This window comes from Sorangium sp. So ce296 (genome assembly GCF_051529605.1).
Classification (GTDB): Bacteria; Myxococcota_A; Polyangia; order Polyangiales; family Polyangiaceae; genus Sorangium; species Sorangium cellulosum_D.
In genome coordinates, this window is sequence record NZ_CP150325.1 from 13,769,012 (window position 1) to 13,780,832 (window position 11,821).

Here is an 11,821-nt window from a genome sequence, read left to right on the forward strand (position 1 = left end):
GCACCGCGGTTTCGCCGCACGAGGGCGCGAGCGCCGCTAGCGCCGGTGCCATCGCCGCCAAGTCAGTTGGCGACGCGCTGCCCCGCGGCGCGTTCACAGATCATCGTGAGGCCGCATCGAGCCCGCACCGCCATGCGAGCCCAAGCGTTGCCGAGCGGGGGTTCACCCGCACAAGAGACGGGCCCAGATCGGCGTTTTCGGCGCGCAGGCGTACTCCAGTACGCCGAGCACCGAAAACGTCGAGGTGGGCCCGTATCCGCAGCGGGTGGACCCCCGCTCTAGTGGGAAGCGAGGACCGCGCGCACCGCGATCCCGAGCGAGGTCGTCGGCCAGATCCCGAGGACCATGACGAGCACCGCCGACACGACGAGCGCCGCGTTGACGTACCCCGACCGCATGGGCCGCGCGATCGGCGCCCCCGGCGCCGGCTCGCGCATGTACATGAACACGAGCACCCGCAGGTAGTAGTACGCCGACAGCACGCTGTTGAGGAGCAGCGCCACCGACAGCGTGTACAGCTCCGCGCCCATCGCCGCCTTGACGATGTAGAGCTTGCCGAAGAACCCGGCCGTCGGCGGGACGCCCGCCAGGGACAGGAGAAACAGCGAGAACGCGAGCGCCGCCACCGGGTGCCGCTTGCCGATGCCCGAGAGGTCCTCGTAGCTCACCGCCTCCGCGCCGCGGCTGCCGCACAGGATGAGCGTGCCGAACGCGCCGACCGTCGAGACCGTGTAGGCGAGCAGGTAGAACATCACGCTCGCCTGCGCGTCCTCGCTCGCCCGCACCGTCGCCGCGACGCCGACGAGCAGGTAGCCGGCGTGCGCGATGCTCGAGTAGGCGAGCATCCGCTTCACCGACTCCTGCCGCCCCGCGATGAGGTTCGCCACCGTCATCGTGAGCAGCGCCATCACCGCCACCGCCGGCGGCCAGCCCGCCGCCCATGACGACAGCGCCGGGCTGCCGAACGCGCCGAGCAGCACGCGCAGCAGCGTCGCGAACGCCGCGCCCTTCACCGCGACGGCCATGAACGTCGTGGCCGGCGTCGGCGCGCCCTCGTAGGCGTCGGGCGTCCACATGTGGAACGGCACCGCGCTCACCTTGAACGCGAGGCCGACCAGCATCAGCGCCGCCCCGATGAGCAGGAGCGCCGGGTTCGGCGCCTTGTCCCCCGTCGCGCCCGCGATCGCTTGACCGATCCCGGCGAGGTCGGTGTGCCCCGTCGCCCCGTAGATCAGCGCGCCGCCGTAGAGCAGCAGCGCCGCCGCGAACGAGCCGAGCAGGAAGTACTTGATCGCCGCCTCGGTGCTCCGCGGCGACGTCCGGCGGAAGCCGGTCAGCGCGTACGCCCCGAGCGACATCGTTTCCAGCCCGAGGAAGAGCGTCAGCAGATCCCCCGCGCCGGCGAGGATGATCGCGCCCACCGTCGAGAAGGTCAGCAGCGGGTAGAACTCCCCGCGATCGAGCCGGTGCTCGGGGAGGTACCCCCCGGCGAGCAGCGCCGCCAGCGCGCCGCCCAGGCAGAGCACGAAGGAGAAGAACAGCGTGAAGCGGTCCATCACCAGGTAGGGCGCGAGCACGTCGACCCCGTCCAGCGTCTCGGGGCCGACGAACCCGACCGCGCCCGAGAACACCGCCCCGGCGAGGAGCGTGATCGCGGTCCCGAGCGCGATGTCGGACGACGGGCCGGAGCGGCGGTCGTGCGACTCCTCGCGGCGATGCGAGAACGCCTCCGCCACCATCAGCAGCACGCCGCCGAGCGTGACGACGAGCAGCGGCGACACCGCGATGAAGGGTCCGAGGTTCATCGCGCCGCCTCCCCCGCGCGCGCCGCGAGCTTGCCGCCCGCCGGAGGCTCGCGCCGCGCCTCCTCGTCACCCCCCGCCGCGCCCGCGCCGGAGCCCAGCACGGGCGCCCCCTTCAGGAAGGCGGGGGAGAACGTGTCCTCCGGCAGGAGCTTCGCGTTGCGTTCGTCCGCGAAGAGGATCGCCTGCCCGGAGACGACCTTGAACTGGTTGTACGTAGACAGGACCGACTCCTTCATCCGATCGAGGAAGACGTCAGGGAACAGGCCGATCACGAAGATCATCAGGATGAGCGGCGCGAGCGCCAGGCCCTCGCGGGGCGTGATGTCGGGCAGGTGCTTGTTCTTCGGGTTCGTGAGCGGCCCGAAGAACATCTTCTGCACGACGCTCAGCATGTAGACGGCCGCGAGGATGACGCCCGCGGCGGCGCCCACGGTGTGGATCCCGCTGAAGACCCCGAGGCGCTCGGACACGTAGGTCGCGGTGATGATCATGAACTCGCCGATGAACCCGTTCGTGCCGGGCACGCCCACGGAGGCGAACGTCACGATCAGGAACAGCGTCGCGTAGACCGGCATCACCTTGGCGAGGCCGCCGAACTCGGAGACCTGGCGGGTGTGGCGGCGGTCGTAGATCACGCCGACGAGGAGGAAGAGCGCGCCGGTGGAGACGCCGTGGTTCACCATCTGGAGCACCGCGCCCTGGATCCCGCTCGGCGTGACGCCGAACAGACCGAGCATCACGTAGCCGAGGTGGGCGACCGACGAGTACGCCACGAGGCGCTTCACATCCGCCTGCTTCCAGGCGACGAGCGCGCCGTAGATCACGCCGCCGAGGATCGCGATGCCGGCCAGGTTGGCCGCGAGGCTGGAGGCCGGGCCGGGGAAGAGGCCCATCGAGAAGCGCAGGTACGCGTACGTCCCGATCTTCAGCATCACCGCGGCCAGGATGACCGAGCCGCCGGTCGGCGCCTGCACGTGGGCGTCCGGCAGCCACGTGTGCACCGGCCACATCGGCACCTTGATGAAGAACGCGATCGAGAACGCCCAGAAGCAGAGCATCTGGGTGCCGCGCGGCAGGACCACGCGCGAGAGCGCGAGGTAGTCGAAGGTGTACGCGCCCGTGAGCTTCTGGTTCGCCCACACGAGGTACACGATGCCCGCGAGCATCAGCATCGAGCCGGCCATCGTGTAGACGAACAGCTTGATCGCCGCCTTGATCTTCTCGACGCCGCCCCAGATGCCGATCATCACGAACATCGGCACCAGCATCAGCTCCCAGAAGAGGAAGAACAGGAACAGGTCGAGCGCGACGAACGCGCCGAGCATCGCGCCCTGCAGGAGCAGGAGGCAGAAGCAGAGCTCCTTGATCCGGTTCTTGATCGACCCGAACGACGCGTACGCCGCGATGGGCGCGATGAACGTCGTGAGCAGGACGAGCCAGAGGCTGATGCCGTCGATGGCGACGTGCCACCGGATGCCGAGCGACGGGATCCAGTCCTTGATCGACTGGAAGTGCCAGCCCACCGTCATCGGCACGCTGAGCAGCCAGAGCGACGCGAGGAAGCCCGCGCCGAGCACGGCCAGCGTGAAGCCGCGGAGCAGCGAGAGCATCTGCCGCGGCATGAACAGCACCGCCGCGGCCCCGACGAACGGCAGGCCGATGAGCACGTTGAGGAGCGACGACCACTCCCCGGACGCCTCCCCGGCGGCCGCCGCCGCGTCGGACGGCCAGAGCCACTGCACGCCGAGCACGGTGAGCGCCGCGATCAGCCCGAGGCCGAACCGCTGCCACGGCGTGTACCCGGCGCTCGCGTGAGCCTCGCCGTGGCCGTGGTCGTCGCCGTGCCCGTGATCGTGGTCGTCACCGTGCCCGTGGTCGTGCTCGTCGCCGTGCCCGTGATCGTGGTCGTCGCCGTGGGCGCCGTCCGCGCCCTGCCCGGCGCCCCTCGGGAGGAGCGCTCCGACGACGCCGGCGGCGAGCGCCGGCCAGTAATGGGTTACGAGGTCGAGCGCGCTCATTGCAGGCCCTTCGGCTGGATCAGGTCATGGATCTGCTCCGCCGGGGTCGTCCCCGGGGAGAGCGTGGGCACGTCCGGGCCCCGCATGGAGGTGGGGCCCGTCGGGTTCCCGCGGGCCGTCGGCCGCGAGAACGTGAACGTCTCCGTCGCCTCGCGGTTGAAGGCGTTGCGCACGCGGAGCACGATGTCCTTCTTCTCGCCCGGCTCGAGCTTCACCGTGACGTCGGTCGACTCCGAGAAGTCGCGGGCGGGCACGCCGGGCCCCTCCCAGCGGTACTGGTAGCCGAGCCCCGGCGCCGCCGAGAGCTTCACCTCGCCGGACCTGCGCAGCTCCGCGTCGTCGACGTTCGCGTCGGCGTGCGGGTTGACCAGGAACCAGCCGACGCCGGCGAGCCCGACGACCATCGACGCGGCGTAGACCTGCACGCGGCCCGTCTGGAGCGCGCGCAGCACCGTGCCGAAGAACCCGACCAGCGCGGCGGAGAGCTTCGCGATGACGCCGTCGATGATCCACTTGTCGGCCATCGTGAAGATGTCCGCCAGCGCGTCGACCATGCCCACCACCGTGGCGTTGTAGAGCTCGTCGATCCGCCACTTGTCGTAGACGAGCTGGTGGAGCCCCGGGAAGCTCTGGGCGAAGCGCCGCTCGGGCTCGCCGCGCTTGTTCCAGTACACGAGCATCGCGAGGCCGATGCCGGTGAAGCACGCGGCGACGCCGGGCAGCATCATCGGGAAGAGCAGCCCCTCCACCCCCTCGCGCGCCTGGACCGCCCTCGACGTCATCGAGAAGACCGGCTCGAGCAGGTGCGCCAGCGGCGCGAACGCGTGGTTGTGGGTGAGGTGCACGAGCGGCTCGGCCATGAGGAAGCCCGCGAGGACCGACAGCGCCCCGAGCACGATCAGCGGGATCGTCATCGGCAGCGGCGACTCGTGCGGCTCCGGGCCCTCGAGCTTCTCGCCCGGCGCGTGCGCGTGGTGGTCGTCGTGGTGGCCGTGCGGGTGCGGGTCCTTCCAGCCGCGCACGATCGTCCAGCCGCGGAACTCGCCGTGGAACGTCAGGAAGTACGCGCGGAACATGTAGAAGGCGGTCATCGTCGCGGCCAGGATGCCGACCCAGTAGATCGCCGGGCCGAGCCAGTCGGGCCACTGCCACACCGGCTGCCCGCGCGTCGAGACCGACGCGATCCGGCTGGAGAACGCGCGCCAGAGGATCTCGTCCTTGGACCAGAACCCGGCGAACCCGGGGAAGCCCGCGATCGAGAGGCACGCGAGGAGGAAGGTCCAGCGCGTGAGCGGCATGTGGGCCTTGAGGCCGCCCATGTTCCGCATGTCCTGGGACTGGTCGGTGTCGTGGATGCGGGCGTGCATCGCGTGGATCACCGAGCCGGCGCCGAGGAAGAGGCAGGCCTTGAAGAAGGCGTGCGTGAGGACGTGGAAGAAGCCGGCCGCGAAGGCGCCGACGCCCACGCCGATGAACATGAACCCGAGCTGGCTCACCGTGGAGTAGGCGAGGACCTTCTTCAGGTCGTTCTGGAAGAGCCCGATCGAGGCCGCGAACAGCGCCGTGGCCACGCCGGTCACCGCGACGACCGCCATCGCGAACGGCGACAGCACGAACACCGCCGAGAGCCGCGCCACGAGGTAGACGCCCGCGGTCACCATCGTCGCGGCGTGGATGAGGGCGGACACCGGCGTCGGGCCGGCCATCGCGTCCGGCAGCCAGATGTAGAGCGGGATCTGCGCGCTCTTGCCGGCGCAGCCGAGGAACAGCGCGAGCCCGACCAGGGTCGCCGCGTACACGAGCACCGGCTGCGACGGGATGATGAAGCTCAGGAAGCCGGGCACCGTGTCGGCCGACATGTTGCCGATCGGCCAGACCTTCACGGCGGAGAGCAGGTTGCCCGCGTTCGCCGCGATGCCGTCGAAGTTCAGCGTGCCCGTGTAGTAGGCGAGCATCGCCATCGCCACGAGGAGGCCGAAGTCGCCGATGCGGTTCACGACGAACGCCTTCTTGCCAGCGCTCGCGTTCTTGTCGTCCTTGAACCAGAAGCCGATGAGCAGGTAGCTGCACATGCCGACGCCCTCCCACCCCACGAAGAGGACGGCGAGGTTGTCGGCCATGATCAGCACGAGCATCGAGAAGCAGAACAGGTTCAGGTACGCGAAGAACCGGTAGTACCCCGGGTCCTCGCGCATGTACGCCGACGAGTAGAGGTGGATGAGGAAGCCGACGCCGGTGACGACGAGGATCATCGTCCCGCTCAGGCCGTCGACGCTGAAGGCGACGTCGATCGGGATCGACTGGCCCATCCGGCCGCTGATCGAGAACCAGCGCCAGGCCGTCCAGGTGAGCTTGCCGCCCTCGTGCGGCAGCATCAGGAACGTCGTCACGGCCGCCAGGAAGGCGCCGCCGAGCGCGGCGAGCGCCATCAGCCGGACCGCGTCCTTGCCGAGCCGCTTGCCGAAGAGGCCGTTCACGAACGCGCCGAGCGCCGGCAGGCCGAGCACCACCGCGAGCAGCGCGAACTCGGACGCGGGGAATAAGACTCTCAGGGCTTCCACGCTAACTCCTCAGGAGATCGGCGTCGTCCGCGCGCATCGTCTTCCGGATGCGGTAGAACGCGAGCACGATCGCGAGACCCACGGCGGCTTCCGCCGCCGCGATGGCGATGACGAAGAAAGTGAAGATCTGCCCGGCGTGATCCTGCGGGTGCACCCGGTTGTACGCGACGAGCGTGAGGTTCACGGCGTTGAGCATCAGCTCGATGCTCATCAGGAGGACCAGCAGGTTCCTGCGCAGCAGGAAGCCCACCGACCCGATCACGAACAGCACCGCCGCGACAACGAGGTAGTACTCGATGGGGACGGAGATCATGACTTCGGCTCCTTCGTCGACAGGGTGAAGTGGCCCGTGAGCGCGCCCGGCTGCGGGTCCGGCGTCGCCGCGTCGCGCACCGGGACCTGGTCGTTTCCGTCCGGCGAGGCGGCCCCGGCCGGCAGCAGCGTGGGGTCGACCTGCTTGCCGCGGGCGACGGCGACGGCGCCGATCACGGCGACGAGGAGCAGCGCGCCCGAGAGCTCGAACGGCACGATCCCCTTCGTGAAGAGCTCGTGCCCGAGCGCCTCGATCGTCCCGAGCGCCTCGGGGGCCTCCGGGACGACCCGCGCGCCGGGCTTCGCGGCGCTGGCGACGAGGGCGAGCGCGCCGATGCTGCTCGCCGCGAGGACGCCGGCGCCCACGTAGCGCGGCACCGCGGTGCGGGCGTCGCGCGGCGACGTCGCCGACGGGCCGAGGAGCATGATCACGAAGAGGAAGAGGATGACGACCGCGCCCGCGTACACGAGGATCTGGATCGCCGCGAGGAACTCCGCGGAGAGCATCAGGTAGAGCCCCGCGATGCCGACGATCGACGTGAGCAGGCCCATCGCGCCGCGGATCGGGTTCCGGGCCGCGACCGTGGCCAGGCCGCCGAGGAGGACGAGCAGCGACGCCAGCCCGAAGTAGGCGAATTCGAAGATTTTCACGGCGAGAGCACCCCTGTCGACGACCGGCCCTTGGTCTGAATGTACGCCTCGAACTCCTTGCGGAACTTGCGCAGGAACCCGAGCGCGGGCATCGCCGTGCCCTCGCCGAAGGCGCAGATGGTGTTGCCCATGATGTTGTCGGCGATCTCGTGCAGCCGATCGAGCTCCTCGATCGTCCCCTCGCCGTGCACGATGCGATCGAGGATCCGGTGGATCCACGCGCTGCCCTCGCGGCAGGGCGTGCACTGGCCGCACGACTCGTGGCGGTAGAAGCGCATCAGGTTGTGCATCGCGAGGACCGGGCACGCCTTGTCGCTGAGGACGATGGCGCAGCAGGTCCCGAGCATCGTCCCGAGCGTGCGGAACGTGTCCACGCCGAGCGGCACGTCGAGCACGCTCTGGCCGTGCCACGGGTGGAGCGGCGACTTCTCGTTCGGCGCGTTCACGACCTCGTCGGCGCGCAGGATGGGGCACGACGAGCCGCCCGGGATGACCCCGAGCAGCTTGCCGTGCTTCACGCCGCCGCCGAGGTCGTAGATGAGCTCGCGGAGCGTGAGGCCGACGCACGCCTCGAAGATGCCGGGGTTGTTCACGTGGCCGCTCACGCCGAAGAGCCGGCAGCCGCCGTCCTTCAGGTTGTGCAGCGCGGAGAGCTTCGAGAAGTTGTCGCCCCCGAGCTCGAGCGCCGTGGGGACCGCGGCGATCGTCTCCAGGTTGTTCACGGTCGTCGGCATCCCGAACGCGCCGAACTGTGCGGGGAACGGCGGCTTGAGCCGCGGCTCGCCGCGCTTGCCCTCGAGCGAGTTGAGGAGCGACGTCTCCTCGCCGCAGATGTACGCGCCGGCGCCCGTGTGGACGTAGACCTCGACCGGGTAGTCGATCCCGAACGGCCGCTTGCCGAGGTAGCCCTTCGCGCGCGCCTCCTCGATGGCGCCCCAGAGCCGCGCCTTGGACAGGTGGAGCTCGTCGCGCACGTAGATGTACGCGGCGTGGGCGCCGATGCCGAAGCAGCCGATGATGCACCCCTCGACGACGGAGTGCGGGTTCTTCTCCATCAGCGTGCGGTCCTTGAAGGTGCCGGGCTCGCCCTCGTCGGCGTTGATGACGAGGTAGTGCGGCCGCTCGGGCTTCGGGGGCCACGGCATGAAGCTCCACTTCACGCCCATGGCGAAGCCGGCGCCGCCGCGGCCGCGGATGTTGGCCGCCTTCATCTCCTCGACGAGCGCCTCGCGCGTCATCCCGAGGGCGCGCTTCGCCTGCTGGTAGCCGCCGCCCTTCTCGTACACCGAGAGCTTGTGGCCGTCGGGCGTGTCGTAGTTCTTCGTCAGATAGCGCGTCAGCCGGAGCATCTCGTCACCTCGTCAACCGATCGAGGATCGCGTCCACCTTCTCGAGCGTGAGGCCCTCGTAGTAGTCGCGATCGACCTGCATCATCGGGGCTGTGCCGCACGAGGCGAGGCACTCTGCGGTGCGCAGCGTGACCCTCCCGTCCTGCGTGGTCTCGCCCGCGTGGATCCCGAGGCGCTTCTCGCAGTGGTGCAGCACGGCGTCCGCGCCGTTCAGCGCGCAGCTCAGCGTCCGGCAGACCCAGACCTGGTGCTTGCCCACGGGCTGCTTGTTGAAGAGGGTGTAGAAGGTCGCGACCCCCTGGACGTGCGCCGTGGGGAGGCCGAGCTGCTCGGCGACCCAGCGCAGCACCCGTTCGGAGACCCACCCCTCCTGGCTCTGGCAGAGGTGGAGCACCGGGATGCACGCGGCCTGGCGGTTCGGGTAGCGCGCGAGGATCTTCTCGAACTCGGTTTGCCGGTCGGGGCTCAGAGCAAATTTGTCGGTCATGTCGGCTGTTGGCACGGTCCGCTGGCTCCCTGGGCGCGCCGCGCTCGCGGCGTGCCCGCTTCGACATGCAGTCGGGACCCCCGTGGCGGGTCCCTTCCAACGAGGGTCGGCCCGGAGAACCCGGGCGCACCCTCGTGCGCCTCCGGAGTAGAGGCGCCTGCCGGAGGCGGACAGCCCCGCGCACCGGCGGCCGGGCATTCGGTTGTCCGTCGTACGGAGCCGTCCCGAGGCGCCGGCACGCTAGTGAGCGACGGTGGTCACTGTCAAGGCGCGCCGGGGGGAAACCTCCAGCGAACCACGGAAACCCTCTCGCTGCCCAGAAACCTGGGCGACGCCTCGCGCCGGCCGGCCCGCCCGGACCGCGCCCGGGTGACGCGGTCGCGACGTCGTCACATCGGCGGAGAGCGCGCCCCGACGGTGAGCGGGAGCGCGGCGCGCGGCGCGCGGTGAGCGGGAACGCGCGCCGCTCGCCACGCGCCGCTCGCCAGGCGCCACGGAAGCAGCGCGCTCCCTCGCGGAGAGAACGCCCTGGGTTTTCTGGCGGAGAACGCGTAGCCTCGGGAGAAGCCCGCAGCGTTCTTCGTCTTTCACTTGAGAACCGGAACGCGCTTCAACTACCCTTCGCGCCTCTTACGACGCGCGCAGGGCGCGGGCATCGGTAGCAGCGAACCCCCCTCCGGAGGTGGTGCGTGTTCTGTCCGAATTGTGGGACGCAAAACTCGGAAACGGCGTCCACGTGCACGAAGTGCGGCTTCAACCTCAAGGGGGCGGCCGCGCCGAAGTTCAAGGGCACCATGCTGATGAGCCAGCCGTCGTCTGGGGCCGGCGCGGCGAGCCCGCGCGCTCCGGGGGCGCCTCCTCCGCCGGCGCCTCCGGCCGGCGCGCCGCCGGGCATGCCCGCCGGCATCCCGAGCACGCCGCAGGGGCTTGCCGGCACGGTGGTCGGCGTCCCGCCGGCCGGGCTCGGCGCGTCTGCCGGACCTCCCCCTGCGCCGCCTCCGCCCGGGATGGGTTACGGATCGCCCCCCGCGGGACAGCAGCCCTCTGGCCCGGCCTTCGGCGGCGCGGCTGCGAGCCCGTCGGGCGGGTATTCGCCGTACGGCCAGCCGCCCAACCAGGGCGTGAACCCGCTCGGCGGCACGATGGCGATCGACCAGCTGCCCGGGTACACCCCGGGCGCGCCGCAGCCGCCTGGCGGGGCTGGCGGCACGCCGGCCGGCGCGTTCCCGCCGCCCGGCGGCAGCTACGGTCAGCCTCCGCAGCCGGGCGGCAGCCCGTTCGGCGCGCCTCCGGGCCAGGACCCGATGGGCGGCGCCCCTCCCGGTTACGGCCAGCCGCCCGGTTACGGCCAGCCTCCCGGCTATGGCCAGCCGCCGGGCGGCGGTTACGGCCAGCCGCCCGGTTACGGCCAGCCTCCGCAGCACAGCGCCAGCGGGTACGGTCCGCCTCCGGGCCAGGATCCGATGGCCGGCGGCGGCTACGGCGCCCCTCCCGGCGGCGGCTACGGCGCCCCTCCCGGCGGCGGCTACGGCGGCGCTCCAGCGGGCGGCTACGGCAGCCCTCCTGGCGGCGGCTACGGCAGCCCGCCGGGCGCGGGCAGCTACGGCTCTCCGGCTGGCGGGGCCTACGGGAGCCCCCAGGGCGTGAGCGATCCGGGCGGTTACGGCGGATCGTCGCCGGCCGGCGGTCAGCTCTCGGCGCCTGGTCAGTTCGGCCAGCAGCCCAGCAACCTGGGCGTGTATGCCGGCAGCGGGTCGATGACCCCGGGCGCGCGGGGCGAGACGCGCAACCCCGTCACGGTGTGCGTGATCGGGATGGTCTGCTTCGTGTACGCGATCTGGCAGCTCTGGGCGATGCTGAACGAGCTGCAGCAGGCGACCAAGGATCCCGAGTTCAAGCCCTGGTACGTCTTCATCCCGCTGCTCAACTACTACTTCCTCTGGGTGAAGGTGCCGGAGCAGGTGACCAAGGCCAAGCAGATGGCCGGCTCGCGCAACCCGCAGGCCGAGGGCATCGTGCTCTACATCTTCCTCCCGCTCTACGCCCTGGCGAAGGACCTCAACGAGGTCTGGGATCCGAACGCCGCCTAGCTCGCGCTATCCTCCCACCGTTGTCGCTGTCCGGCCCGACCGAAGCCCGCCCGCCCGCTCCATCGGCCTCGTCCACCTGGAGCGCCGCGCACCCGCGCGGCCGCGCGGCGCGCCTCGGCGCGATCGCGGCGTTGCTCGGGCTCCTGGTCGCGTGCGGCGTCCCGCTGTGTCCGTTCGCGATCGTCACCCGCCACCCGTGCCCTGGCTGCGGGCTCACGCGCGCGACCCTCGCCCTCGCGCACGGCCACGTGTCCGAGGCGCTGCGGCTGCACCCGCTCTCCCCGATCATGGCGCCGCTCGTGCTCGCCGCGCTCGCGTACAACGCCGCGGTCTACGTGAAGGACGGCCGCATCGCCGCGACCGAGTCGGTGCAGGGCGCGTGGGTCACGCGCCTCGGCGTCGCGCTGGCGATCCTGATGGTCGCCGTCTGGGTCGCCCGCTTCCTCGGCGCCTTCGGCGGCCCCGTGCCGGTCTAGCTCCGCCGCCCGAAGTCCGGCCAGGGATCCGGAGAGAGAGTTCAACGCCAAGGCGCAAAGACGCAAAAAAGG

9 protein-coding genes are annotated in these 11,821 nt (G+C 70.9%); 2 read left to right on the forward strand and 7 right to left on the reverse strand.

Annotated features, from left to right (window positions below; all coding sequences use genetic code 11):
• Window positions 1-278: 278 nt before the first annotated feature.
• The 7 genes from WME98_RS50775 to nuoE are packed head-to-tail and all read right to left on the reverse strand — an operon-like array spanning window position 279 to window position 9,183.
• A complete protein-coding gene (locus WME98_RS50775) occupies window positions 279-1,805 on the reverse strand; it encodes an NADH-quinone oxidoreductase subunit N (protein ID WP_437948815.1) in 1,527 nt (508 codons plus the stop codon).
• Window positions 1,802-3,823, reverse strand: coding sequence for a complex I subunit 4 family protein (locus tag WME98_RS50780; RefSeq protein WP_437948816.1), 2,022 nt, complete (start codon window positions 3,821-3,823; stop codon window positions 1,802-1,804). The genes WME98_RS50775 and WME98_RS50780 overlap by 4 nt, the downstream gene beginning before the upstream one ends.
• Entirely contained in the window at window positions 3,820-6,384 is a 2,565-nt protein-coding gene (gene nuoL, locus WME98_RS50785; RefSeq protein WP_437948817.1) for an NADH-quinone oxidoreductase subunit L, read from the reverse strand. The genes WME98_RS50780 and nuoL overlap by 4 nt, the downstream gene beginning before the upstream one ends.
• Before the next feature lies 1 nt (window position 6,385).
• Window positions 6,386-6,697, reverse strand: a complete 312-nt coding sequence (gene nuoK / locus WME98_RS50790) for an NADH-quinone oxidoreductase subunit NuoK (protein ID WP_061622757.1) — start codon at window positions 6,695-6,697, stop codon at window positions 6,386-6,388.
• Complete coding sequence (locus tag WME98_RS50795) at window positions 6,694-7,347, reverse strand: NADH-quinone oxidoreductase subunit J family protein (RefSeq protein WP_061622758.1); 654 nt, start codon at window positions 7,345-7,347, stop codon at window positions 6,694-6,696. Before WME98_RS50795 ends, nuoK begins: the two co-directional genes overlap by 4 nt.
• Window positions 7,344-8,696 carry an NADH-quinone oxidoreductase subunit NuoF gene (gene nuoF / locus WME98_RS50800; protein ID WP_020737043.1) on the reverse strand — a complete coding sequence of 451 codons (1,353 nt, stop codon included), beginning with the start codon at window positions 8,694-8,696 and terminating at the stop codon, window positions 7,344-7,346. The genes WME98_RS50795 and nuoF overlap by 4 nt, the downstream gene beginning before the upstream one ends.
• Window positions 8,697-8,700: 4 nt before the next feature.
• Window positions 8,701-9,183, reverse strand: a complete 483-nt coding sequence (gene nuoE, locus WME98_RS50805; protein ID WP_061622760.1) for an NADH-quinone oxidoreductase subunit NuoE — start codon at window positions 9,181-9,183, stop codon at window positions 8,701-8,703.
• Between the two features lie 689 nt (window positions 9,184-9,872).
• Between nuoE and WME98_RS50810 the strand changes: the two genes are divergently transcribed.
• Together WME98_RS50810 and WME98_RS50815 are read left to right on the forward strand one after the other, a co-directional pair.
• On the forward strand, window positions 9,873-11,273 hold the full coding sequence (locus WME98_RS50810) for a zinc ribbon domain-containing protein (RefSeq protein ID WP_437948818.1): 1,401 nt from the start codon (window positions 9,873-9,875) through the stop codon (window positions 11,271-11,273).
• A gap of 20 nt (window positions 11,274-11,293) precedes the next feature.
• Window positions 11,294-11,749 (forward strand): DUF2752 domain-containing protein, encoded by a 456-nt coding sequence (locus WME98_RS50815; protein ID WP_437948819.1) that lies wholly within the window; start codon window positions 11,294-11,296, stop codon window positions 11,747-11,749.
• Window positions 11,750-11,821: the final 72 nt, after the last annotated feature.